Genomic DNA, 23,327 nt, shown 5'->3' with positions numbered 1-23,327 from the left:
GGAACACCATACGCAGTGCGAGATGCACCCCCCTGTCGGTGCTCTCCCGGTCTTCGTGCCCGCACGCTCTCCGCTGTCCGCCATCCGGCCACCTCTCCGGTCTGGCACCGGGTGCCACCTATGCTGTTGCCCGTCGGACAGTGCGGTCCGCACCTGCAGAGCCGTTGCCGAACACCCCCACCACCACAGGGAGCCAGCCGTGACCGCTCCGGACAACTCGTCCCCGACCGCCGACCAGGCCGCAGAGAACGCCGCGTTGCGTGCGGACATCCGCCGCCTCGGTGACCTGCTGGGAGAGACTCTCGTGCGTCAGGAGGGCCCGGAACTGCTGGGCCTGGTCGAACAGGTGCGCCTGCTGAGCCGTACCGACGGCGAGGCGACGGCCCAGCTGCTGGCGGAGATCGACCTGGCGACCGCCGCGAAGCTGGTGCGCGCGTTCTCCACCTACTTCCATCTCGCGAACGTCACCGAACAGGTGCACCGCGGCCGGGAGTTCGCCTCGCGGCGGGCCCGCGAGGGCTCGGTGCTGTCGCAGACCGCCGACCAGTTGAAGGACGCGGACCCGAAGCACCTGGCGGACACGCTGGCGAACCTCGCGGTGCGTCCGGTCTTCACCGCGCACCCGACCGAGGCGGCCCGCCGCAGCGTGCTGAACAAGCTGCGCCGGGTCGGCGAGCTGCTGGAGCGGATCCACCGCGAGCAGGCGGCGACCGGCCAGGTGGACAGCGCCCGGCAGACCTCGGCGCGCCGGCAGGCGGACCGCCGCCTCGCCGAGGTGATCGACCTGCTGTGGCAGACCGACGAGTTGCGGATCGCCCGCCCGGAGCCGACCGACGAGGCCCGCAACGCCGTCTACTACCTGGACGAGCTGTACCGCGAGGCGGTGCCGGCCGTACTGGAGGAGTTGCACGAGGAGCTGGCCCGGGTCGGCCTGACCCTGCCGGACGGCGTCCGTCCGCTGACGTTCGGCACCTGGATCGGCGGCGACCGCGACGGCAACCCGAACGTCACCCCGCAGGTCACCTGGGACGTGCTGAACCTGCAGCACGAGTACGGCATCAAGGACGCGCTGGCGGCCATCGACGACCTGCGGGCGTCGCTGTCGACCTCGGTGCGGCTGGCGGGCGCGTCGGAGGAGCTGCTGGCCTCGCTGGACGCCGACCTGACGCACCTTCCGGAGCTGAGCCCGCGCTACAAGCGGATGAACGCCGAGGAGCCGTACCGGCTGAAGGCCACCTGCATCCGGATCAAGCTGGAGAACACCCGCGAGCGGCTGGCCGCGGGCACCCCGCACGTGCTGGGCCGCGACTACGTCGGCACCCGGGACCTGATCGCCGACCTGCGGCTGATCCAGGACTCGCTGCGCGCCCACCGCGGCGGCCTGATCGCCGACGGCCGGCTGGCCCGGGCGATCCGCACCATCGAGGCGTTCGGCCTGCAGCTGGCCACCATGGACGTCCGCGAGCACGCCGAGGCGCACCACCACGCGCTGGGCCAGCTGTTCGACCGGCTCGGCGAGGAGGCGTGGCGCTACACCGACATGCCGCGCGAGTACCGCCAGCGCCTGCTGTCGAAGGAGATGCGCTCGCGCCGCCCGCTGGCCCCGATCCCGGCCCCGCTGGACCCGGCGGGCGCCAAGACGCTGGGCGTGTTCAGCACCATCCGGCAGGGCTTCGAGCGGTTCGGCGACGAGATCGTCGAGTCGTACATCATCTCGATGTGCCAGGGCGCGGACGACGTGTTCGCGGCCGTGGTGCTGGCCCGCGAGGCGGGGCTGATCGACCTGCACGCGGGCATCGCCAAGATCGGCATCGTGCCGCTGCTGGAGACCACGGACGAGCTCCAGCAGGCCGACCGGATCCTGGAGGAGATGCTCTCCGATCCGTCGTACCGGCTGCTGGTGTCGCTGCGCGGCGACATCCAGGAAGTCATGCTCGGCTACTCGGACTCGTCGAAGTTCGGCGGCATCACCACCTCGCAGTGGGAGATCCACCGCGCCCAGCGCCGGCTGCGCGACGTCGCGCACCGGTACGGGATCCGGCTGCGGCTGTTCCACGGCCGCGGCGGCACCGTCGGCCGCGGCGGCGGCCCCTCGCACGAGGCGATCCTCGCCCAGCCGTGGGGCACCCTGGAGGGCGAGATCAAGGTCACCGAGCAGGGCGAGGTGATCTCCGACAAGTACCTGCTGCCGTCGCTGGCCCGGGAGAACCTGGAGCTGACCCTCTCCGCCACGCTGGCCGCGTCCGCGCTGCACACCGCGCCGCGCCAGGCCCCCGAGGAGCTGGCCCGCTGGGACGCCGCGATGGACCGGGTCTCGGAGGCCGCGCACACCGCCTACCGGGGGCTGGTGGAGCAGGAGGACCTGCCGAAGTACTTCTTCGCGTCCACCCCGGTCGACCAGCTGGCCTCGCTGCACCTGGGCTCCCGCCCGTCCCGCCGCCCGGACAGCGGCGCGGGCCTGGACGGCCTGCGGGCCATCCCGTGGGTGTTCGGCTGGACGCAGTCCCGGCAGATCGTCCCCGGCTGGTACGGCGTCGGCTCCGGCCTGGCGGCGGCCCGCGCGGCGGGCCTGTCGGACGTGCTCGACGAGATGTACGGGAACTGGCACTTCTTCCGCAACTTCCTGTCCAACGTCGCCATGACGCTGGCCAAGACCGATCTGCGGATCGCCCGCCACTACGTCGAGCAGCTGGTCCCCGGCGAGCTGCGGCACGTGTTCGACCAGATCGTCGCCGAGCACGAGCTGACCCTGCGCGAGGTGCTGCGGCTGACCGGCGAGTCGGAGCTGCTGGAGCACAACGAGGTCCTGAAGCAGACGTTCACCGTCCGCGACGCCTACCTCGACCCGATCTCCTACCTCCAGGTGGCGCTGCTGCGCCGCCAGCGCGAGGAGGTCGCGCTCGGCCGCCCGGAGGACCCGCTGCGGGCCCGCGCCCTGCTGCTGACCGTCAACGGCATCGCGGCCGGCCTGCGCAACACCGGCTGACCGGCCCGCCAAAGCACGACGAGGTCCGCTCCGCGCGTCTGCGGAGCGGACCTCGTCCGTTGTGCGGGCTCAGGCCTTCTTGCGCTTGCGCAGCCAGGTCGCCGCACCGCCGGCCACCACCACCAGGCCGCCGCCGACGGCGTACACGCCGGCCGAGCCGACGGAGCCGGTGGGCGGGGCGAGCTTGGCCGCGGCCGGCTCGGGAGCGACGGTGCTGACGGGTTCGGCGGCCAGCGCGGGCGTCCCGGCCCATGCTCCGGCGGCCAGGCACAGCACGGTGCCACCGACGACCTTGCCCACACGCTTCGAGCGGATCACGCTCCATACCCCCAGTGACAGCACTTCAACCCTTGTGCACCGGGACCGACGGTATCCGATTCCTGGCAGGTTCTGACCACCAGTCAGCTTCCATCAGGCAAGCGTTGTCCGAATGTTGTGTACGGAGGGTGGCCGAAGCCGATCAGGAGTTGTAGTTCTGCTGGGCGCGTTCCAGGCCCTCGGCGAGCAGCGCTTCGACGGCGTCAGCGGAGCGGTCGACGAACCAGTCGAGGTCCTTGCGCTCGGTGGACGAGAAGTCCTTGAGCACGAAGTCCGCGACCTCCATCCGGCCGGGCGGGCGGCCGATGCCGCAGCGCACCCGGTGGTAGTCGGGGCCGAGCGACTTGGTGATCGACTTCAGGCCGTTGTGGCCGTTGTCGCCGCCGCCGAGCTTGACCCGCAGCGCCGAGTAGTCGAGGTCGAGCTCGTCGTGGACCGCGACGATCGCCGAGGCTGGCACCTTGTAGAAGTCGCGCAGCGCGGTCACCGGGCCGCCGGAGAGGTTCATGAAGGTCATCGGCTTGGCCAGGATCGCCCGCTTGCCGGAGAGGCGCCCCTCGGCGACCTGGGCGCGGCTCTTGTGCGCCTTGAACTTGGCGCCCATCCGCCGGGCCAGCAGGTCGGCCACCATGAAGCCGATGTTGTGCCGGTTGCGGGCGTAGCCGTCGCCGGGGTTGCCGAGGCCCACCACCAGCCAGGGGCCGTCGTACTCGCTCATGCCGCTCCTCACGCGGGTGTCGTTGCGTCGTCCATCATCCCGGACATGCCGCTGCCCCGGCCGCCCGCAGGAAGCGGGACGGCCGGGGCAGCGGCGTTACGAAGATCGCGAGAATCAGGCCTCGACAGCGGCCTCTTCGCCCTCGACGGCCTCTTCGCCCTCGGCGGCCTCTTCCTCGGTGGCCTCGGGGGCCTGGGCGCCGATGACCTGCAGGACGACGACGTCGGCCTCGACGGCCAGGGTGACGCCGGCCGGCAGGGCGATGTCACCGGCGGCGATGGAGGCGCCGGCCTCCAGGCCCTCGACGGAGACGGTGACCGACTCGGGCAGGTGGGTGGCCTCGGCCTCGATCGGCAGGGCGTTCAGGACGTGCTCGAGCAGGTTGCCACCGGGGGCCAGCTCGCCCTCGGCGTGGACCGGGATCTCGACGGTGACCTTCTCGCCGCGCTTGACCAGCAGCAGGTCGACGTGCTCGATGGTGCGCTTGATGGCCTCGCGCTGGACGGCCTTCGGCAGCACGTACTCGTCCTTGCCCTCGATCGGGACGACCAGCAGCGCGTTCGGGGTCTTCAGGGCCATCATCAGGTCGTGGCTCGGCAGGTTCAGGTGAACCGGGGTGTGGCCGTGGCCGTAGACGACACCGGGGACGAAGCCGGCGCGGCGGGCGCGACGGGCGGCACCCTTGCCGAACTCGGTGCGGGACTCAGCGGCGATGCGGATCTCGGACACGACTGCACTCCTCGAAAATGCGCAGGGGTGCAGGAACGACAGAACCGCCGGGCCACACCCTCAAGTACGTTTGGGGGGACACTCGGCGGTTCGATCAAAGCGCATCGTTCACGCGCGTCGATCACGGAGCCCCGAAATTGGACATCCCTCGCCGAGCAGTCTCCCCAGCCTAACCGGGCGGTGGCGCGGACGTGAAATCGGCCCCCGGTTCCAGGGCGGAACCGGGGGCCGATCAAGGGTGTGACGAGGGGTCAGCTCACCCCTCGGGAGCCCGGTGTCAGTGCACGCCCTCGAACAGGCTGGTGACCGAGCCGTCCTCGAACACCTCGTGGACGGCGGCGGCGATCGACGGGGCGATCGACAGCGTGGTGATCTTGTCCAGCTGGAGCTGGGCCGGGGTCGGCAGGGTGTTGGTGAACACGAACTCGCTGACCCGGGAGTTCTTCAGACGGTCCGCGGCGGGGCCGGAGAGCACGCCGTGGGTGGCGGCGACGATGACGTCGGCGGCGCCCGCGTCGAACAGCGCGTCGGCGGCGGCGCAGATGGTGCCGGCGGTGTCGATCATGTCGTCGACCAGCACGCAGGTGCGGCCGCGGACGTCACCGACCACCTCGGCGGAGAGGATGGTGTTGGCCTGCGTCATGTCGCGGCGCTTGTGGATGATCGCCAGCGGGGCGTCCAGGCGGTCGCACCACTGGTCGGCGACCTTCACACGGCCGGCGTCCGGCGAGACGATGGTCAGCTTGGACCGGTCGGCGACCCGGTTGCCCACGTAGTCGGCGAGCATCGGCAGCGCGAACAGGTGGTCCACCGGGCCGTCGAAGAAGCCCTGGATCTGCGCGGTGTGCAGGTCCACGGCCATCAGGCGGTCGGCGCCGGCCTGGCGCAGCAGGTCGGCGACCAGGCGGGCCGAGATGGGCTCGCGGCCGAGGTGCTTCTTGTCCTGCCGGGCGTAGCCGTAGAACGGGAGGATCGCGGTGATGCTGCGGGCCGACGCGCGCTTCAGCGCGTCGATCATGATCAGCTGCTCCATGATCCACTGGTTGATCGGAGCCGTGTGGCTCTGGATCACGAAGCAGTCGGCGCCGCGCGCGGAGTCCAGGAAGCGGACGTAAATCTCGCCGTTGGCGAAGTCCAGGGCCTTGGTCGGGACGAGTTCGGTGCCCAGGACACGGGCGACCTCCTCGGCAAGTTCCGGGTGGGCTCGACCGGAGAAGAGTTTGAGCTTCTTCTCACCGGAGGTCGTGATCCCGCTCACTGCACCGTCTCCTCGTGTTATTGCCACTCAGGGTGAGTACGCCGAGGCACGGCCCAGCAGGCCCGATGGCGCACGTATGTACTTCAGGTTACGCGCCCCGGACCGCGGTCGACGGCCGGGGACCTCTGTTCAAGATCCCCGGCCGCCCCGTCCGACTATTCCGCCGAGGACGCCTCGGCGGCCGCGCGGGCGGACGCCGAGCCGGGCCGCTTCCGCTCAACCCAGCCTGCGATGTTGCGCTGCTGGGCCCGCGCGACGCCCAGCGAACCGGCCGGAACGTCGTTGGTGATCACGGATCCGGCGGCGGTGTAGGACCCGTCACCCACCGTGACCGGAGCGATGAACATGTTGTCGGAACCCGTGCGGCAGTGGGCCCCGATGACCGTCCGGTGCTTGTTCACGCCGTCGTAGTTCACTGTGACCGACGCCGCACCGACGTTGCTGCCCTCGCCGATCGTCGCGTCCCCGATGTACGACAGGTGCGGCACCTTGGCGCCCTCGCCGAGCTCGGAGTTCTTGATCTCCACGTAGGTGCCGGCCTTCGCCTTCCGGGCCAGCTTGGTGCCCGGCCGCAGGTACGCGTAGGGGCCGACCGAGGCCTCCGGGCCGATCTCGGCGCGCTCGGCCGTGGTGTTGCTCACACGGGCGCCCGCGCCGACGACGGTGTCGGTCAGCGTGGTGTTCGGGCCGACCTCGCAGCCCTCGCCCAGGTGGGTCGCGCCGCGCAGCTGGGTGCCGGGGTGCACCAGCGCGTCCGGCTCGTAGCCGACCTGGACGTCGATCCAGGTGCTGGCGGGGTCGACGACCGTCACGCCGGCCCGCATGGCCCGCTCCAGCAGGCGGTCGTTGAGCAGGCGGCGGGCCTCGGCCAGCTGCACCCGGTCGTTGATGCCGACGATCTCCCGGTGGTCGGCGGCCACCACGGCGCCCACCCGGTGGCCCTCCCGGCGGAGGATCTCCAGGGTGTCGGTCAGGTACTCCTCGCCCTGCGAGTTGTCGGTGCCGACCAGCGACAGCGCGTGCGCCAGCAGCTTGGCGTCGAACGCGAACACCCCGGAGTTGATCTCGGAGACCGCCAGCTGCTCGGGGGCGCCGTCCTTGTGCTCGACGATCGCGGCGACCGCGCCGTCGGCGTCGCGCAGGATCCGGCCGTAGCCGGTGGCGTCCGGGACGAGGGCGGTCAGCACGGTGACGCCGTTGCCCTGCTCGGCGTGCGCGGCGGCCAGCGCGGACAGCGTGCCGCCGGTCAGCAGCGGGGCGTCGCCGGTGGTCACCAGCACGGTGCCGTCCAGTTCCACGCCGTCGGCGGCCAGCGCCTGCAGCGCGGTGCGGACCGCGTGGCCGGTGCCGAGCTGCTCGGTCTGGACGACCGGGCGGGCCGCCGGGCAGTGCTCGGCCAGGTGCGCCTGCACCAGCTCGCGCAGGTGGCCGATCACCACGACCAGCTGACTCGGCGTCAACTCCTGGGCGGCGGCGACCGCATGGCCGACCAGTGAGCGGCCGCAGATCTCGTGCAGCACCTTCGGCAGGGCCTTGGACTTCATCCGCGTACCGCCCCCGGCGGCAAGCACGATCACGGCAGCTGGCTGGTTGGCAGTCACGCGGAGAGACTCCTCGGTCGATGCGGGGTGAGGGTGCACCGAGAATACCGAGACGAGGCGGAGGGGAGACGACCGACAACGGCCGGGAGGGGCTCCGCCGCTAGGATTCGAACCCAGACAAAGGCCTCCAAAGGGCCCTGTGCTGCCATTACACCACGGCGGAAAAGCGCGATTGCCCGCGCCGAGCACAGCCTACGGGTTGACGGCCCGTAGCTCCACCACCTTCCGCGAAGCACACGAACGACGCCCCGGCCCCGGGTGGCCGTCCGCGAGGAATCCGGCGGACGAACACCGCGACACGTCCGCGCACGGGTCTTCCGCCTGCCGCCGTTCGGTACTTACGATGCCGTAGGTTACGGAAACGTAGGTATCCGTTGGCACCACCCTCCTCCCCCGGGACGCGCCATGACCATCCAGGCCGGGCAGGCGCCGCCGAGCGCCGCCGAGGACCTCATCCCCCGACTGTCCGCCACCAGGGGCGGCGAGAAACAGGGCCCGCTGGAGCGGATCACCCTCGCCCTGTTCATCGCGCTGCCGTTCCTCGCCCTGCTGGCCGCCGTCCCGCTGGCGTGGGGCCGCGGCCTGTCCTGGCTGGACGCCGGCCTCGCCGTCGCCATGTACTTCCTCACCTGCCACGGCATCACCGTCGGCTACCACCGCTACTTCACCCACAGCGCGTTCAAGGCCAACCGGCGGCTGCGCCTGGCCCTGGCCGTGGCCGGCTCGCTCGCCGTCGAGGGCCCGCTGGTGCGCTGGGTCGCCGACCACCGCCGCCACCACCGCTTCTCCGACAAGGAGGGCGACCCGCACTCGCCGTGGCGCTACGGCGAGAGCGTGCCCGCGCTGCTCAAGGGCCTGTGGTGGGCGCACATGGGATGGCTGTTCGACGAGGAGCAGACCCCGCAGCTCAAGTACGCGCCCGACCTGGTCCGCGACCCGGCCATAAGGCGTATCTCCCGCCTGTTCTGGCTCTGGACGACGCTGTCGCTGGCGCTGCCCGCGGTGATCGGCGGCCTGGCCACCTGGAGCTGGCAGGGCGCGCTGTCCGCCTTCTTCTGGGGCTCGCTGGTCCGGGTCGCGCTGCTGCACCACGTCACCTGGTCGATCAACTCGATCTGCCACGCCGTCGGTTCACGGCCCTTCAAGTCCCGCGACAGGTCCGGCAACGTGTGGTGGCTGGCGGTGCTGTCCTGCGGCGAGTCCTGGCACAACCTGCACCACGCCGACCCGACCTCGGCCCGGCACGGCGTGCTGCGCGGCCAGGTCGACTCCTCGGCGCGGATCATCCGCTGGTTCGAGCGGGCGGGCTGGGCCACCGACGTCCGCTGGCCGGGTGCGGAGCGGATCGCCGCCCGCCGCGCCGCATGAGGCAGCGCCTACAGCATGATGGAGGGGTGAACGGGACCAACGGAGACAGCGCCGGCCATCAGCAGCCTTCTCAACGCGGCGGAGCCGCCGGCGGCAGGAAGAGCGGCGGCCGGGTGCGGATGACCGGCAAGCAGCGCCGCGAGCAGCTGCTGGAGATCGGCCGGTCGGTCTTCGCCGAACGCGGCTACGACGGCACCTCGGTGGAGGAGATCGCGGAACGCGCCGGGGTCTCCAAGCCGGTCGTCTACGAGCACTTCGGCGGCAAGGAGGGCCTGTACGCGGTGGTCGTCGACCGCGAGATGCAGCTCCTGCTGGACATGGTCACCGGCGCGCTCACCGGCGGGCACTCCCGGGAGCTGCTGGAGCAGGCCGCGTTCGCGTTGATGGACTACATCGACACCTCCACCGACGGCTTCAAGATCCTGGTCCGGGATTCGCCGGTGGCCCAGTCCACCGGCTCGTTCGCCTCGCTGATCAGCGACATCGCCACCCAGGTCGAGGACATCCTCGGGCTGGAGTTCAAGTCCCGGGGCTTCGACGCCAGGCTGGCGCCGATGTACTCGCAGATGCTGGTCGGCATGGTGGCGCTGACCGGCCAGTGGTGGCTGGAAGTGCGCAAGCCCGCCAAGGCGGAGGTCGCCGCCCACCTGGTCAACCTCGCCTGGCACGGCCTGGAAGGCCTGGAGCGGCACCCCAAGCTGGTCGGCGACCGCAGGAACTGACCGGCCCGGCCCCCGCCACCGGGGCCGCCGGGCCGACACGCACGACAGGGGAACCCGTTGGCGGTCTTCCTGCTGGCCCTCAGTGCGGCCTGCTGCCTCGGACTCGGCTTCGTCCTGCAGCAGCACGCCGCCCAACGCGCCCCCAGCGGCGACCTGCTGCGCTGGCGGCTGCTGCTCGACCTGATGCGGATGCCCGACTGGCTGCTCGGCATCGGTTTCATGATCGCCGGCCAGGTGCTGTCCGCGCTGGCGCTCAGCCAGGGCGAAGTCACCCTGGTCGAGCCGCTGCTCGCCACCAACCTGGTCTGGGCGATGCTGCTGGCCCGCCGGATCACCGGCACCCGTCTCGGCCGCTCCGGCTGGATCGGCGTCGCGCTGATCGCCCTCGGCGTCACCGCGTTCATCGCCGCCGGCCAACCCCAGGGCGGCGGCCCCGGCGTCGGGCCGCTGCGCCAGTGGCTGGTCATCGGCATCGTCGCGGGCCTCGCGCTGGCCCTGGTCTCGACGGCCCGCCACCTCCCGCTGTTCGAGGAGGCCACCCTGCTGGCCCTCGCCGCCGGCCTGCTCTACGGCCTCCAGGACGCGCTCACCCGCGCCACCTTCGACCTGATCGACGAGCACGGCGCCCGCGCCGCGCTCCTCTCCTGGCAGCCCTGGACCGTGGTCGGCATCGGCGTGGTCGGCCTCCTCCTGGTCCAGTCCGCCTTCGAGGCCGCCCCGCTGCGGATGTCGCTGCCCGCCCTCACCGCCGCCCAGCCGCTGGCCGGCATCGCCTGCGCCGTCGGCTTCCTCGGCGACCGGGTCCGGATCACCCCCGCTGCGCTGGCCTGGCAGTGCGCCGGGCTGGCCGCGATCGTGGTCGGCGTCGTGGTGCTGGGCCGCCACCCGGCGATGCCCGGCGCCAAGTGACCTCCGGTCAGTTCTTCACGGCCACCGCGAAGACCCGGCGGAACGGGAACACCGTGCCGTGCTCGGTCGCCGGGTACGCCTCGCGCAGCAGCGCGCCGTACTCCGCCAGGAACTCCTTCTGCTCGGCCGGGTCCGGCAGCCGCTCCAGCACCGGCCGCAGCGTGCTGCCCTTGACCCACTCCAGCACCGGGTCCGGGCCCTGCAGCACCGTCAGGTACGTGGTCTCCCAGACGTCGGCGGTGCAGCCCGCGGCCATCAGCGCCTCCAGGTACCGGCCCGGGGCGTGGCAGGACGCGTCCGGGCGGACGGTGCCCAGCCGCTCGCGCCAGCGGGCGCCGTGGCGCAGCTCGGCGAGCAGGGCGTGGCTGGGCGCGGCGAAGTTGCCGGGCAGCTGGAACGCGATCACCCCGCCGGGGCGCAGTGCCGCCGCCCACCGGGGCAGCAGGGAGAGGTGGTCGGCGGTCGGGGTGTCCATCCAGTGCAGGGCGGCGTTGGACGCGATCAGGTCGGGCCGTTCGGGCGCGGGGTCGTACGCGGTGACGTCCTGCAGTCGGTACTCGGCGGTGGGCTCGCCGATGGTGCGGGCGGTCTCCAGCAGGGTGGGCGAGGTGTCCAGGCCGAGCAGGCGGGCCTCGGGCCACCGGCGGCGCAGCACGGCGGTGGAGTTGCCGGGCCCGCAGCCGAGGTCCAGCACGGTGGGGCGGTCCGGGAGTGCGGGGACCCGGGCGAGCAGTTCGCCCAGCGGCCGGATGCGTTCCTCGGCGTAGCGCAGGTACTGGCGGGCGTCCCAGTCGGCGGGCATGGCGGACCTCCGGAGGTATCTCGACGTCAAGATATCTTTCGAGCGCCGAGCGTTCCTTTGTTATCTCTTGATGTCAAGAGACTTCACATCGACACATCCCCCGATACACTGATCGTCATGGAGGACGAGGTCGACCGCCTGGTCGCAGCATGGCGCCGAGAGCGCCCCGACCTCGACGTGGAACCCCTTGAGGTCCTCAGTCGGGTGAGTCGGCTCGCCCGCCACCTCGACCGCGCCCGCCGCACCGCGTTCGCCGAGCACGGCCTCGAACCCTGGGAGTTCGACGTCCTCACCGCACTGCGCCGGGCGGGCGACCCCTACCAGCTCTCCCCCGGCCAGCTCCTCACCCAGACCCTGGTCACCTCCGGCACCATGACCAACCGCATCGACCGGCTCACCACCAAGGGCCTGGTCGTCCGCCTGCCCGACCCCGACGACCGCCGCGGCGTCCTGGTCCGCCTCACCGACGACGGCCGCGACAAGGCCGACCAGGCGCTGGCCGGCCTCCTCGCCCACGAACGCGAGATCCTTGCCCGACTGGCCCCCACCCAGCGCGGCGAACTCGCCTCCCTGCTGCGCCAGTTGGTCATCCCCTTCGACCGGGCCGGCTAGCCGGCCCGCCGATCGTCAGAACCCGTCCGGGTAGAGGCTCGCGAGCGCCGGAGGCTTGTCCGGGGCGCTCTTGTAGCCGGGCAGCAGGGCCGTCAGGCAGTCGCGAACCAGCGGGTCCGCGTTGGTGGTGGCCGCGGCGTACAGCGACGTGAGTCCCCCGGCCAGGTCCTCGACGCCGGTCGCCGCCTCCGCGGCCGTCGCGTAGATGCGCGGGTGGGCGGTGGGCAGTCGCACCTCCGCGTCCGAGAACAGCGCCTCGTTGAGCTTCTCGCCGGCCCGCAGGCCGGTGTAGCGGATCTCGACCTCGTCCGCCCCCAGTTGCACCTGCTCCGCGTAGTTGTGGACCAGGTCCACGATCCGCACCGGCTCGCCCATGTCGAGGACGAAGACCTCGCCGCCCTCGGCCATCCGTCCGGCCTCCAGCACCAGCCCGACCGCCTCCTCGATGGTCATGAAGAAGCGGGTGACGTCGGGGTGCGTGACCGTCACCGGCCCGCCGCTGCGGAGTTGCTCCTCCAGCACCGACAGCAGCGAGCCGCGCGAGCCGAGGACGTTGCCGAAGCGGACGGCGGCGAACGCGCCGGTGCCGAGGTTGCGGGCGTCCTTCGCGTTGGCCTGGACGATCAGCTCGGCGAGGCGCTTGCTCGCGCCGAGGACGGAGGTGGGGTCGGCGGCCTTGTCGGTGGAGATGAGGACGAAGCGTTCGACGCCGGTGGCGAGTGCGGCCTCGACCAGGTGGTCGGTGCCGAGGACGTTGGACTTGACGGCCTCGCTGGGGTGGCGCTCCAGCAGCGGGAGGTGCTTGTGCGCGGCGGCGTGGAAGACCACGTCGGGGCGCAGGTCGCGGAAGATCTGCTGGATCCGGGGGCGGTCCCGGATGTCGGCGATCACCAGGGATTCGTCGGTGAGCAGCGCCTCGCCCCAGATGTCGAGTTGCAGCCGGTGCAGGTTGGACTCGTCGTGGTCGAGCATGTAGAGCGCGGCGGGCCCGAACGCCTGTACCTGGCGGCAGAGTTCGCTGCCGATGGAGCCGCCCGCACCGGTCACCAGCACCCGGCGGCCCTCGATGACGGTGCGGACGTCGGGCGAGACGACGTGCACCTCGTGCCGGCCGATGAGCCGGTTGACGTCGAGGGTGCGCAGGTCCGAGCCGACGACTTCGCGGCGCAGCGCGGACAGGAAGGACGGCAGGTAGCGGACGGCCGCGCCGGCGGCGGCCGCGGCGGTGGCGAGCTCCCGGACGCGCTGGTGCGGCAGTCCGGGGATGGCGAGGACGACCACCTGGGCGCGGTGCGCGAGGGCGTGCGCGGTGAGGTCGGCGAGCGGGCCGAGGACGGGGCTGCCGGAGACGTTCCGGCCGGCCTTGGCGGGGTCGTCGTCCAGCACTCCGACGGGGGTGAGGCCGAACTCCGGGGTCCGGTCCAGGTCGCGGACCAGGGCCGTGCCGGCCGACCCGGCCCCGACCACCAGGGTGCGCAGGCCGGCCGGATCGGCGCGCTGCTCGGGCATGCGAGTGCGGGCTGCGTGCGGGCGTGCGGAAGCGCGGTTCGGCGACATCTGACCTCCGGTCTCGCTGACTCACGGAGTGGAAACCTGCTCGGAAGGCGGGGCTCGTTCAGCCCGCGCCGGGGCCTGCGGTCGAGGCGACGGTCGGTGGGGGGACGGGGGCGGGCACAGCGGGCGCGGCGGGCGCGGCGGGCTCCGAGGGGGCGATCCCGGCGCGGCGGGCGACCGCGACCGCCGCGAGCGTGGAGTGCACCCCCAGTTTGCCCAGGACGTTCTGCATGTGGGTGCGGACGGTGTGCGGGGAGAGGAACAGCCGCTCGGCGACCGCCTGTCTGCCCAGGCCGGCGACCATGCAGCGCAGCACCTCCTCCTCGCGGGGGGTGAGCGCGGCGACCAGGCGTTCGCTCTCGGAGCGGTCCCGCCGGGCGGAGGTGAGTTCGCGGACCACGCCGGTCAGCAGGGCGGGCGGCAGGTGGGTCTCCTCGCGCAGGACGCCGCGGATCACGGCCATCAGCGCGCCCAGTGAGCTCTCCCGTGCCACCCAGCCGCCGGCCCCGGCCTGCAGGGCGCGGACGGCCCGCTGCGGGTCGTCGGCGGTGGCCAGCACCACGGCGCGCAGCCCGGGGTGGGCCCGGCAGGCCCGGCCGACCAGGGCGATCCCGTCGCCCGGCGGCCGGGTCGGGTCGAACACCGGAGGTCGCCTCAACTGCCCTGCTGCGGGCTGCTGTTGGGGCGGTACAGCGACGCGCCGGGGCGGCGGTACGGCACCGCGGGCCGCAAGCGGCGGCACGGCGCCGAGGTCGGCGTCGACCAGCACCACGTCGTACGGGCGGCGTTCGGCCGCGGCCCGTTCCAGCGCGCGTTCGGCTGCCGCGGCGCTGCCGGCCGCCCCGACGTCCACATCGGGTTCGGCGGCGAGTGCTGTGGCCAGCGCCTCGGCGAAAATGCGGTGGCCGTCGACCACCAGGACGCGAATCCGCCCCATCGTCCTGCCCCCCTGCTCCTGGCCCGACCCCCACCGGTGCCTCACTCAGCGTACGGGCGGCGCCGGTCGGCCGTGGGGATTTGGTGAAGTTCCTGTACGCAGGGACTTCGGGGGTCGGGGTCGGGTCGGGAGCGGGGCTGGTCAGGCGCGGTGGGCGAGGGTGAACTCCCAGGCGTCGGCGACGATCCGGTCGAGCTCGGGGTGCTTCGGCGTCCAGCCGAGGGCCTCCCGGGCGCGGTCGGCGGCGGCCACCAGCACCGCCGGGTCGCCCGGGCGGCGGCCGGCGACCTGCACCGGGATCTCCCGGCCGGTGACCCGCTTGACCGACTCGATCACCTCGCGCACCGAGAAGCCGGTGCCGTTGCCGAGGTTGCAGATCAGGTGCTCGCCCGGCTCGGCGGCGTCCAGCGCCAGCAGGTGCGCGGCGGCCAGGTCGGCGATGTGGATGTAGTCGCGGATGCAGGTGCCGTCCGGGGTCGGGTAGTCCTCGCCGAACACCGCGATGTGCGGACGCTGACCCAGCGCCGCCTGGAACACCAGCGGGATCAGGTGCGACTCCGGCTCGTGACGCTCGCCGTAACGGCCGTACGCCCCGGCCACGTTGAAGTAGCGCAGGCTGACGGCGGCCAGGCCGTGGGCGATCGCCTCGGAGGTGATCAGGTGGTCCACGGCGAGCTTGGTGGCGCCGTAGGCATTGGTCGGCGAGGTGCGCGCGGTCTCCTTGATCGGCACCTCGTCCGGCTCGCCGTACACGGCGGCGGTGGAGGAGAACACCAGCTTGCGGACGCCGGCCTTGCGCATCGCCGACACCAGCTCCAGCGAACCGGCCACGTTGTTGCGCCAGTACTTCTCCGGGTCCGCGACCGACTCGCCGACCTGCGAGGAGGCCGCGAAGTGCAGTACACCGTCGAAGGAGGCGTCGAGCACCTCGGCAGCGTCCTGGATCCGGCCGCGCACGAACTCCGCGCCGTCCGGCACGGCCTCCGCGAATCCGGTCGACAGGTCGTCCAGTACCGTCACCCGGTGGCCCGCCTCCAGCAGGTGCGCCGCCACCACGCTGCCCACGTAGCCGGCTCCGCCCGTGACCAGGTACTTGCTCATGCCCTCGACCTCCGCACACTCGGGTGTTCCTCGTCCGGAGCATATGGCACCCGGGTCAACGAACCGGTTCGGCGGCCCAGCCGGGGTCACGGCCGGTGAGCGCGAGCAGCGCCTCGAACGGGTCTGCCCCTGCGTAGGCGACCGGCTCCGCGAACATGCCCATCTGCCGTCCGTTCGGCGCCAACTCCTCGGTCAGCGGCCCCAGCACGGCGACCGTCTCCGGGGCCGGCCGGTACGGCAGGCCGGTGGCGCGCGCCAGATCCCAGCCGTGCACGGCCAGGTCCATCAGGGCCAGCGCGCCGACCGTCTCCGCGGGCATCGACATCGACCCGAGCAGGCCCTCGTCCGCGCCCGGCTCGCCCCACGCCGCGACCAGCGCCGCCGCCTCGGCCGCGAACCGCTGCCGCCAGTCGCCGTCCAGCTCGGGCGCGGGCCCCGACCAGTCGGGCTGCCCCTTCGCTGCCAGCACCTGGAAGTTCACCACCACCTGGAACAGGTGCCGCATCAACTCCCGGACGTCGTACTCCCCGCACGGCGTCGGCGCGCCCAGCGCGGCGTCCGGCAGCGCGAGGATCACGGGGACGGTCCGCTCGGTGGCGGCCTGCAGCAGGGCGGCGATCTTCGTGGTCATGCGGCCGACGCTAGCGCGGCCGACCGGGGGCCGGCTTGAACAAACGCGACACCGACGCGGCACAGGGCCTGTCCGGTCGATCTTGTCGGATCAGCGCGCGTCTCCCCCGGCCCTTGCGGGCCGGGAGGCGCCCCCATTTCGCGCCCGGCTGGGAGTGCCGCCGGAACGTCCTCGTACTGGGTGTACTTGGATGTTTCGGCGGTGCTTCCAGCCGGGATGATCCGGCGGCGCGCGCCCGGCGAGATCGGCCGGACAGGCCCTAGCCTGTCCGGATGGCCGCTCCACGTCGTGACACCCGGGGGATCCTCGACCCGGACGGGCTGCTCTCCCGGCTGCGGTTCCGGCGTCGCGAGCCGGCTGCCGCGCTGCGGCCGTACCTGGAGCACTACTGGCTGATCGACTGGGACCTGCCCCGGCCGTACACCACCTCCGTGCTGCCGCATCCGTCCGTGAACGCGGTGTTCCAGCCGGGCGGCGCCGAACTGAGCGGCATCGGCACCGCCGTGTTCCGGCAGGAGCTGACCGGGCGGGGCTGGGTGGTCGGCACGCAGTTCCGGCCGGGCGGCTTCGCCGCGTTCGACCCCGATCTGCCGGTCTCCGTCTGGACCGGCCGCCGGGTTCCGCTCACCGACCTCTGGCCGGACGCGGAGCTGCCCGCCGGGGACGACGACACCCGGGTCGCGGCCCTCGACGCCCTGCTGCTGGCCCACGGCCCCCACCCGCACCCGGACACCGACACCGCCCTGCGGCTGGCCGAACTGGTCCGCCACGACCGGACGATCACCCGGGTCGACGACCTCGCCGCCCACAGCGGCCGCACGGTGCGCGCCCTGCAACGCCTGTTCTCCGCCCGGGTCGGCGTCCCGCCGAAGTGGGTGATCCTGCGCTACCGGATCCACGAGGCCCTGGAGGCCGCCGAACGCCCGGACGCCCCGGACTGGTCCCGGCTCGCCGCCGACCTCGGCTACAGCGACCACGCCCACCTGACCCGCGCGTTCACCCGGACCGTCGGCGTCCCGCCCTCCGCCTACGCCGCCCGCTGAACGCCCGTACGTTTCACGCGAGTTGATCGAGCATCCCGGTGCGGGCGGCCAGTGCGGCGGCCTCCAGGCGGGAGCGCGCGCCGAGTTTGCTCAGCACCCGCTGGACGTGCGTGCGCGCCGTGGACGGGGCGATCCGCATCGCGGCCGCGATCGCCGCGGTGTCCTCGCCCTCCGCGATCCGGGCCAGCACCTGCACCTCGCGGCGGGTCAACAGCCGCAGCAGCCGCACCGCCTCGTCGTCGGGCTCCACGACCGGCCACAGCAGGTGCTCGAACGCCGCCCGCAGCACCTCCACCGCGACCGCGGCCTCCCCCGCCCGGACCCGGGCGATCGCCCGGTCCACCACCTCGATCCGCTCGTCGCTGCGCACATAGCCCGCCGCGCCGGCCGCGAACGCGGCCGCGACCCGCCCGGGCGCACCCAGCGGGCCCAGCACCACCACGGAGATCTCCGGCCGCTCCCGGCGTAAGCGGCGTAACGCCTCGAACGGGTCGTCCGGGCCCGCCGCCGTCCCCAGCAGGCAGACCTCGGGACGGCGCCCGGCCACCAGGTCCAGCACCGAACCGCACGGCGAACCCACCCCCAGCACCCGGTGGCCGCGCTGTTGCAGGGCCGTGCCCAGGGCCTCGGCCATCAGCCGGTGATCGTCCGCGACCACGAGTCGTACGCTCATCCGCCACTCCCCGGTCCGGCCGACAGACGCACCATCACAGCGCATCCGTGCGCGGGCCGCCAGGGGACGTACCGGGTCGTCCCCCTGTTTGGCGAAGAGTTGGCGAAAACGCCGAAGGCCCCGCCAGGTGGCGGGGCCTTCGTCTGCTGAGCCCCCATGCGGAATCGAACCGCAGACCTTCTCCTTACCATGGAGACGCTCTACCGACTGAGCTATAGGGGCTTGTTGCTCCGGGTTCCTTGCGGTCCCCTTTGCGACGAGGAAGACATTACATGGTCCGCGGACCCCATGGGAAATCGGCTCTGCGCTGGCCAGAGGGCTAAACTGCCCGAGAAGACCCGATCTGCCGTGCAATGTCGCCCAGCAGCCGCGAACCTCTCGTGCAGCAAAGGCGCGTGATCCCGTGTCAGCCCCCGGCCGCAGTGGTGCGTCCCGCGCCCCCCGTTCCGCCTGGTGGGCGTTGGCCCTGCGGCCGGCCCGGCCGCCGGTGCCGTGGCGGCAGACGGTCCGGGCAGCGGTCGGGATGGCGGTGCCGCTGCTGGCGGGCCTGCTGGGCGGACGGCTGGACCTCGGGGTGTTCGCGGCGCTGGGCGCGATGCACGCCACCATGAACGACCGGGTGGAGCCGCTGCGGCTGCGCGCCCCGCGGATCGCCCTGGCGCTGACCGCCTCCACCACCGGCATGCTGGTCGGGGCCGCGCTCCAGCACCTCGGCGCGGGCGGCGTGCTGGTCGGCGTCGCGCTGACCGTGATCGGCTTCGTCGGTGGCGCACTGTCCGCGACCGGCCCGCGCGGCTCGGCGGCCGGGATGCTGCTGCTGGTGTCGGCCTCGCTGGGCGGCGGCATGGCGCTGCCGCACCCGTGGTGGGCGGCGCCCGCGATGATGCCGTGCGGCGCGGCCCTGGTGCTGCTGCTGGGCCTGCGCTACCGCACCGACGTCCGCACCGACCCGCGCACCGTCGCCCTCGCGGGGGTCTACCGCGCGCTCGGCGACATGCTGGCCGCACTCGGCACCCCGGACGGGGCAGCGGCCCGACGGGTGCTGACCGCCCGCCTCAACCTGATGCAGGACCTGCTGCCGCCGGCCCGCCCGGGCCGCCACGAGTCCGAACGCCTGCGCTGGCTGCGCCGCTCGTACGAGGCCGCGCTCGGCGCCACCGAGGCCGCCGCCGGACTGCTCTGGGCCTGGCGTCCGGTGCCGCCCGAGCTGGTCGGGTTCCCGGCGGCGCTGGCCCGGCAGATCACCGGCGGCCCCGAGCCCGACTACCCGGACTGGCGGCCGGACACCCCGTCCCGGACGGCGTTCGACACCGCGCTGCGGGCCGCCGCCGACACCGTCGCGGGCCGCTGGGCCCCGCTGGACACCGCCGCTCCGCCCCCGCCCGACCCGTGGCGGCTGCGCGCCCGGCTGCTGTCGGCCGGCTCGGTCCGCTACGGCCTGCGGGTCGCCCTGTGCGTGGCGGTTGCCGAGACGGCCGTCAACGCGCTGACGCTGAGCCGCAGTTACTGGGTCCCGCTGACGGTGGCGTTCGTCCTGAAGCCGGATCTCGGCTCGGTGTTCCAGCGCGCCGTCAGCCGGGTGCTCGGCACCCTGCTCGGCATCGCGGCGACGGCCGCCCTGCTGGGCCTGACCACGAACGAGTGGACGCTGAGCGTCGTGGTGTCGCTGTGCGTGGCGCTGCTGCCGTACTCGACGGCCGCGCACTACGGGCTGAACACCGCGGTGATGACGCCGGTGGCGCTGATCCTGGTGCAGCTCGGCGGGGAGAGCGGCGCCGCCGAGTTCTGGCCGCGGATCCTGGACACCACGCTGGCCAGCGCCATCGTCCTGGTCTTCGGCTACCTGCTGTGGCCCGAACGCACCCCGCACCGGATCGAACCCGGCATCGTCTCGGCCGCCGCCACCGTCCGCGAGTACCTGGCCGCCGTCGCCCGGGTCGAGCCGGTCGCCGAGGTCTGGCTGCGCCGCACCGCCTACCGGGCCCTCGCCGACGCCCGCCGCCAGGTCGAACTCGGCCTCGCCGAACCCCCGCCCGCCGGCCGCCTCGCCGAACAGTGGCTGCCCGCCACCGCCGCCCTCGAACGCCTCTCCGGCGCGGTCGCCGCCTACGCCGCCCAACTCCGTTACGGCGGACGGGAACCCGAGCCGGAGGTGATCGAACGCGTGCTGCGCTCCCTCGACCGCCTCACCGAAGCCGCCCGCGCCCACCACCCGCCGTCCGGCCGGGCCGCCCGCCCGACCGGACCGCACGACCCGACCCGCAGCGCCCTGGCCCGCGCCGCCGACGAACTGGACGTCCTGCTCGACTGAACCTCAGACCTGCTCGGCCAGCTCCAGCCAGCCCATCTCCAGCTCCTCCTTGTCCTCGCGGACCTTGCGCAGCTGCGCGTCCAGCTCGGCGACCTTGGAGAAGTCGGCGGCGTGCTCGGCCAGTTGGACGTGCAGCTTGGACTCCTGCTGGTCCAGCTTGGCGATCTGCCGCTCCAGCTTCTGCATCTCCTTCTTCGCCGCCCGCACGTCGCCGGCCGACAGGCCGGACGCCGTCTCCGCGGCGGCCGGGACCTGCGCGGCCGCGGCCGCGGCGGCGGCCTCCGCCATCGCGGTGCGGCGCTCCAGGTACTCGTCGACGCCGTTCGGCAGCATCCGCATCCGGCGGTCGCCGAGCAGCGCGTACGCGGTGTCGGTGGTCCGCTCGATGAAGAACCGGTCGTGGCTGATGACGACCATCGAGCCGGGCCAGCCGTCGAGCACGTCCTCCAGCTGGTTCAGGGTCTCGATGTCCAGGTCGTTGGTCGGCTCGTCGAGGAACAGCACGTTCGGCTCGTCCATCAGCAGCCGCAGCAGCTGCAGCCGGCGGCGCTCGCCGCCGGACAGGTCGCCGACCGGCGTCCACTGCTTGTCCTTGCCGAAGCCGAACTGCTCGCACAGCTGCCCGGCGCTCATCTCCCGGCCCTTGCCGAGGTCCACCCGGCCGCGCACCTGCTCGACCGCCTGCAGCACCCGGGTGGTCGGGTCCAGCTCCGCGACCTCCTGCGAGAGGTACGCCAGCCGCACCGTCTTGCCGACCTTGATCACGCCGCCGGCCGGCTGCACGTCCCCCTCGGTCGCGTACGCGGCCTGCATGGCCCGCAGCAGCGAGGTCTTGCCCGCGCCGTTCACCCCCAGCAGACCGATCCGGTCACCCGGCCCGAGCTGCCAGGTCACCCGCTCCAGCAGCAGCTTCTCGCCCGCCTTGACGGTCACGTCCTCCAGGTCGAAGACCGTCCGGCCCAGCCGCGCGTTGGCGAACTTCATCAGCTCGGACTTGTCGCGCGGCTCCGGCACGTCCGCGATCAGCGCGTTCGCCGCCTCGATCCGGTACCGCGGCTTGGACGTCCGCGCCGGGGCGCCGCGACGCAGCCACGCCAGCTCCTTGCGGGCCAGGTTCTGGCGCTTCTGCTCCTCCGTCGCCTCGATCCGCGAGCGCTCGGCGCGCGCGAACACGTAGTCCGAGTAGCCGCCCTCGTACTCCCGCACCTCACCGCGCTGGACGTCCCACATCCGGGTGCACACCTGGTCCAGGAACCACCGGTCGTGGGTGACGCACACCAGCGCCGACCGCCGGTTCTGCAAGTGCTTCGCCAGCCAGGCGATGCCCTCCACGTCCAGGTGGTTGGTCGGCTCGTCCAGCACGATCAGGTCCGGCTCGCCCAGCAGCAGCTTCGCCAGCGCGATCCGCCGACGCTCACCACCCGACAGCGGACCGATCACGGTGTCCAGCCCGTCCGCGAACCCCGGCAGGTCCAGCCCGCCGAACAGCCCCTGGACGATGTCCCGGATCCGCGCGTCGCCCAGCCACTCGTGGTCCGCCCGGTCCGCGATCACCTCGTGCCGGATGGTCGCCTTCGGGTCCAGCGAGTCGTGCTGCGTCAACACCGCCATCTGCAGCCCGCCGGAGTGGGTGATCCGCCCGCTGTCCGGCTCCTCCAGCTTCGCGAGGATCCGGATCAACGTCGTCTTTCCGTCGCCGTTCCGCCCCACCACCCCGATCCGGTCGCCCTCGCTGACGCCAAGGCTCACCCCGTCCAGCAGGGCCCTGGTGCCGTACACCTTGCTGACGGACTCGATGGTGGCGAGATTGACGGCCACGAAGCTGCGCTCCTGGGGAAAGGGGGAAGAACACCCCCAGCCTAGTGGCGGTGCGAAATCAGGAAGCGCACGAGCAGGGGCGCGGGGAACTGCGCGAAGGGGAACACACCAGACCGCAAGATCGCGACGCACGACAATCACTTGCACGTGGACGCGACCCTACGGACCGATCGGCGCTTGTCGCACAGCTCGCATCCGCTACCTGGCACTGTCCAAACGAGCCCGCTGCTCCACCGTCAGCTCCAGGTCCAGCGCCCCCAGGCTCTCCTCCAGCTGCGCCACCGACGAAGCCCCCACCAGCGGAATCACCGGCAGCTCGCCGCCGAGCAGCCACGCCAGCACCACCTGGTTGCGCGTCGCCCCGGTCTCGCGGGCCACCGCGTCGAGCGCCGCGAGCCGGGCCGGCGTCCCCGCGTGGTCGAAGGACGGGCCGAGCGGCTTGTCGTCGCGGACGTAACCGCCGCCGAGCAGCGGGGAGTAGGCGACCAGGGTGAGTTCGGGGCTCTCCTTGAGGTACGTGATCAGGTCGCCCTGGACGGCGGCCTGGTCGCCGTCCCGGTTGAGCAGCCCGGGCCAGTCGCCGCGCCGCCGCAGGTAGGTGTGGCCGTACTGGAGCACCTCGTACCCGGGCAGTCCGGCCTGCGCAGCAAGGTTGCGGGCCCGCTCGACCCGCCAGGACCAGTGGTTGGAGACGCCGAGCAGCCCGACCGTCCCCTCCTCGACGAGCTCGCCGAAGGCCTGCACGGTCTCGGCGAGCGGCACCTTCGTGTCCTCGACGTGCGCGTACAACAGGTCGAGCTTCTCCACCCCGAGGCGCTTCCTACTGGCCTCGGAGGACGCCCGGATCACCTCGGCGGACAGCCCCTCGCCGTTCTCGATGAACCCCGTGCCGGGGGCCTTCGGCCGCGCCCCGAGCTTGGTGGCGATCACCACCTCGTCGGTGATCCCCCGGCTGGCCCGCCACCGGCCCAGCACCTCTTCGCTGATGCCGCCCTGGCTGCCGTCCTGCCAGTACGCGTAGTTGTTGGAGGTGTCGATGAACGTGCCGCCCGCCTCGACGTACCGGTCCAGCACCGCGAAGGACGTCGCCTCGTCGGTGAGCGTGCCGAACAGCATCGCGCCGAGGCTGAGCACACTCACCTCGCGACGGGTGCGCGGGTCGGTTCCAATGGTGCGCTTGCGCATCCGGGTTCCCCTCGTCTCCGCAGCCCGCCCACTGCGGGCCACGGAGAGGAG

20 protein-coding genes and 2 tRNA genes are annotated in these 23,327 nt (G+C 72.7%); 7 read left to right on the top strand and 15 right to left on the bottom strand.

Annotated elements, in window-relative coordinates:
• The first annotated feature begins 199 nt into the window (after positions 1 to 199).
• Positions 200 to 2,986, top strand: coding sequence for a phosphoenolpyruvate carboxylase (ppc, locus tag ACFV4P_RS04805; RefSeq protein ID WP_380467414.1), 2,787 nt, complete (start codon positions 200 to 202; stop codon positions 2,984 to 2,986).
• Positions 2,987 to 3,055: 69 nt separating this feature from the next.
• On the opposite strand, the gene ACFV4P_RS04800 is transcribed toward ppc, so the two are convergent.
• The 6 genes from ACFV4P_RS04800 to ACFV4P_RS04775 all read right to left on the bottom strand — a co-directional run bounded on the left by ACFV4P_RS04800 (position 3,056) and on the right by ACFV4P_RS04775 (position 7,773).
• Positions 3,056 to 3,304 (bottom strand): hypothetical protein, encoded by a 249-nt coding sequence (locus tag ACFV4P_RS04800; protein ID WP_073811265.1) that lies wholly within the window; start codon positions 3,302 to 3,304, stop codon positions 3,056 to 3,058.
• 142 nt (positions 3,305 to 3,446) lie between these two features.
• Positions 3,447 to 4,022 (bottom strand): aminoacyl-tRNA hydrolase, encoded by a 576-nt coding sequence (gene pth, locus ACFV4P_RS04795; protein WP_380467412.1) that lies wholly within the window; start codon positions 4,020 to 4,022, stop codon positions 3,447 to 3,449.
• A 114-nt stretch (positions 4,023 to 4,136) separates the two neighbouring features.
• Positions 4,137 to 4,751 carry a 50S ribosomal protein L25/general stress protein Ctc gene (locus ACFV4P_RS04790; RefSeq protein WP_380467410.1) on the bottom strand — a complete coding sequence of 205 codons (615 nt, stop codon included), beginning with the start codon at positions 4,749 to 4,751 and terminating at the stop codon, positions 4,137 to 4,139.
• Between the two features lie 277 nt (positions 4,752 to 5,028).
• Positions 5,029 to 6,009, bottom strand: coding sequence for a ribose-phosphate diphosphokinase (locus ACFV4P_RS04785; RefSeq protein WP_380467408.1), 981 nt, complete (start codon positions 6,007 to 6,009; stop codon positions 5,029 to 5,031).
• A 155-nt stretch (positions 6,010 to 6,164) separates the two neighbouring features.
• A complete protein-coding gene (gene glmU / locus ACFV4P_RS04780; RefSeq protein WP_380467406.1) occupies positions 6,165 to 7,610 on the bottom strand; it encodes a bifunctional UDP-N-acetylglucosamine diphosphorylase/glucosamine-1-phosphate N-acetyltransferase GlmU in 1,446 nt (481 codons plus the stop codon).
• Between the two features lie 92 nt (positions 7,611 to 7,702).
• A tRNA-Gln gene (locus tag ACFV4P_RS04775) sits at positions 7,703 to 7,773 on the bottom strand.
• A gap of 242 nt (positions 7,774 to 8,015) precedes the next feature.
• Here ACFV4P_RS04775 and ACFV4P_RS04770 point away from each other — a divergent pair.
• Genes ACFV4P_RS04770 through ACFV4P_RS04760 form a run of 3 tightly spaced genes read left to right on the top strand, consistent with a single transcriptional unit; the run spans position 8,016 to position 10,609 of the window.
• Positions 8,016 to 8,978, top strand: a complete 963-nt coding sequence (locus tag ACFV4P_RS04770) for an acyl-CoA desaturase (RefSeq protein WP_380467404.1) — start codon at positions 8,016 to 8,018, stop codon at positions 8,976 to 8,978.
• 26 nt (positions 8,979 to 9,004) lie between these two features.
• Complete coding sequence (locus ACFV4P_RS04765; protein WP_073811272.1) at positions 9,005 to 9,700, top strand: TetR/AcrR family transcriptional regulator; 696 nt, start codon at positions 9,005 to 9,007, stop codon at positions 9,698 to 9,700.
• 57 nt (positions 9,701 to 9,757) lie between these two features.
• Positions 9,758 to 10,609: a DMT family transporter gene (locus ACFV4P_RS04760; RefSeq protein WP_380467402.1), complete on the top strand. Its 852-nt coding sequence runs from the start codon at positions 9,758 to 9,760 to the stop codon at positions 10,607 to 10,609.
• A gap of 7 nt (positions 10,610 to 10,616) precedes the next feature.
• Here the strand turns inward: ACFV4P_RS04760 and ACFV4P_RS04755 are convergent, their stop codons facing one another.
• Entirely contained in the window at positions 10,617 to 11,411 is a 795-nt protein-coding gene (locus ACFV4P_RS04755) for a methyltransferase domain-containing protein (RefSeq protein WP_380467400.1), read from the bottom strand.
• A gap of 117 nt (positions 11,412 to 11,528) precedes the next feature.
• On the opposite strand from ACFV4P_RS04755, the gene ACFV4P_RS04750 reads away from it, so the two are divergent.
• Entirely contained in the window at positions 11,529 to 12,023 is a 495-nt protein-coding gene (locus ACFV4P_RS04750) for a MarR family winged helix-turn-helix transcriptional regulator (RefSeq protein ID WP_073811277.1), read from the top strand.
• A gap of 15 nt (positions 12,024 to 12,038) precedes the next feature.
• On the opposite strand, the gene ACFV4P_RS04745 is transcribed toward ACFV4P_RS04750, so the two are convergent.
• The 4 genes from ACFV4P_RS04745 to ACFV4P_RS04730 form a co-directional block, all read right to left on the bottom strand.
• On the bottom strand, positions 12,039 to 13,532 hold the full coding sequence (locus ACFV4P_RS04745) for a polysaccharide biosynthesis protein (protein ID WP_380467398.1): 1,494 nt from the start codon (positions 13,530 to 13,532) through the stop codon (positions 12,039 to 12,041).
• A 106-nt stretch (positions 13,533 to 13,638) separates the two neighbouring features.
• Positions 13,639 to 14,514, bottom strand: a complete 876-nt coding sequence (locus ACFV4P_RS04740; protein WP_380467396.1) for a LuxR C-terminal-related transcriptional regulator — start codon at positions 14,512 to 14,514, stop codon at positions 13,639 to 13,641.
• 141 nt (positions 14,515 to 14,655) lie between these two features.
• Entirely contained in the window at positions 14,656 to 15,615 is a 960-nt protein-coding gene (gene galE, locus ACFV4P_RS04735) for a UDP-glucose 4-epimerase GalE (RefSeq protein ID WP_380467394.1), read from the bottom strand.
• 55 nt (positions 15,616 to 15,670) lie between these two features.
• Positions 15,671 to 16,246, bottom strand: coding sequence for a TIGR03086 family metal-binding protein (locus tag ACFV4P_RS04730; protein WP_380467392.1), 576 nt, complete (start codon positions 16,244 to 16,246; stop codon positions 15,671 to 15,673).
• Between the two features lie 272 nt (positions 16,247 to 16,518).
• Here ACFV4P_RS04730 and ACFV4P_RS04725 point away from each other — a divergent pair, with 272 nt between their 5' ends.
• Positions 16,519 to 17,289: a DUF6597 domain-containing transcriptional factor gene (locus ACFV4P_RS04725; protein WP_380467390.1), complete on the top strand. Its 771-nt coding sequence runs from the start codon at positions 16,519 to 16,521 to the stop codon at positions 17,287 to 17,289.
• A gap of 13 nt (positions 17,290 to 17,302) precedes the next feature.
• On the opposite strand, the gene ACFV4P_RS04720 is transcribed toward ACFV4P_RS04725, so the two are convergent.
• Both ACFV4P_RS04720 and ACFV4P_RS04715 read right to left on the bottom strand, forming a co-directional pair.
• Positions 17,303 to 17,962, bottom strand: a complete 660-nt coding sequence (locus tag ACFV4P_RS04720; RefSeq protein WP_380467388.1) for a LuxR C-terminal-related transcriptional regulator — start codon at positions 17,960 to 17,962, stop codon at positions 17,303 to 17,305.
• A gap of 149 nt (positions 17,963 to 18,111) precedes the next feature.
• Positions 18,112 to 18,184: transfer RNA gene (locus tag ACFV4P_RS04715), tRNA-Thr, on the bottom strand.
• Between the two features lie 181 nt (positions 18,185 to 18,365).
• On the opposite strand from ACFV4P_RS04715, the gene ACFV4P_RS04710 reads away from it, so the two are divergent.
• A complete protein-coding gene (locus tag ACFV4P_RS04710; RefSeq protein ID WP_380467386.1) occupies positions 18,366 to 20,273 on the top strand; it encodes an FUSC family protein in 1,908 nt (635 codons plus the stop codon).
• A gap of 3 nt (positions 20,274 to 20,276) precedes the next feature.
• On the opposite strand, the gene ACFV4P_RS04705 is transcribed toward ACFV4P_RS04710, so the two are convergent.
• On the bottom strand, positions 20,277 to 22,091 hold the full coding sequence (locus ACFV4P_RS04705) for an ABC-F family ATP-binding cassette domain-containing protein (RefSeq protein WP_380467384.1): 1,815 nt from the start codon (positions 22,089 to 22,091) through the stop codon (positions 20,277 to 20,279).
• A gap of 198 nt (positions 22,092 to 22,289) precedes the next feature.
• Complete coding sequence (locus tag ACFV4P_RS04700) at positions 22,290 to 23,276, bottom strand: aldo/keto reductase (RefSeq protein ID WP_380467382.1); 987 nt, start codon at positions 23,274 to 23,276, stop codon at positions 22,290 to 22,292.
• Positions 23,277 to 23,327: the final 51 nt, after the last annotated feature.

Source organism: Kitasatospora sp. NPDC059795 (assembly GCF_042732175.1).
GTDB lineage: Bacteria > Actinomycetota > Actinomycetes > Streptomycetales > Streptomycetaceae > Kitasatospora.
Note: the sequence above shows the minus strand (reverse complement) of the source record. Positions and strands in the feature narration are given on the sequence as shown.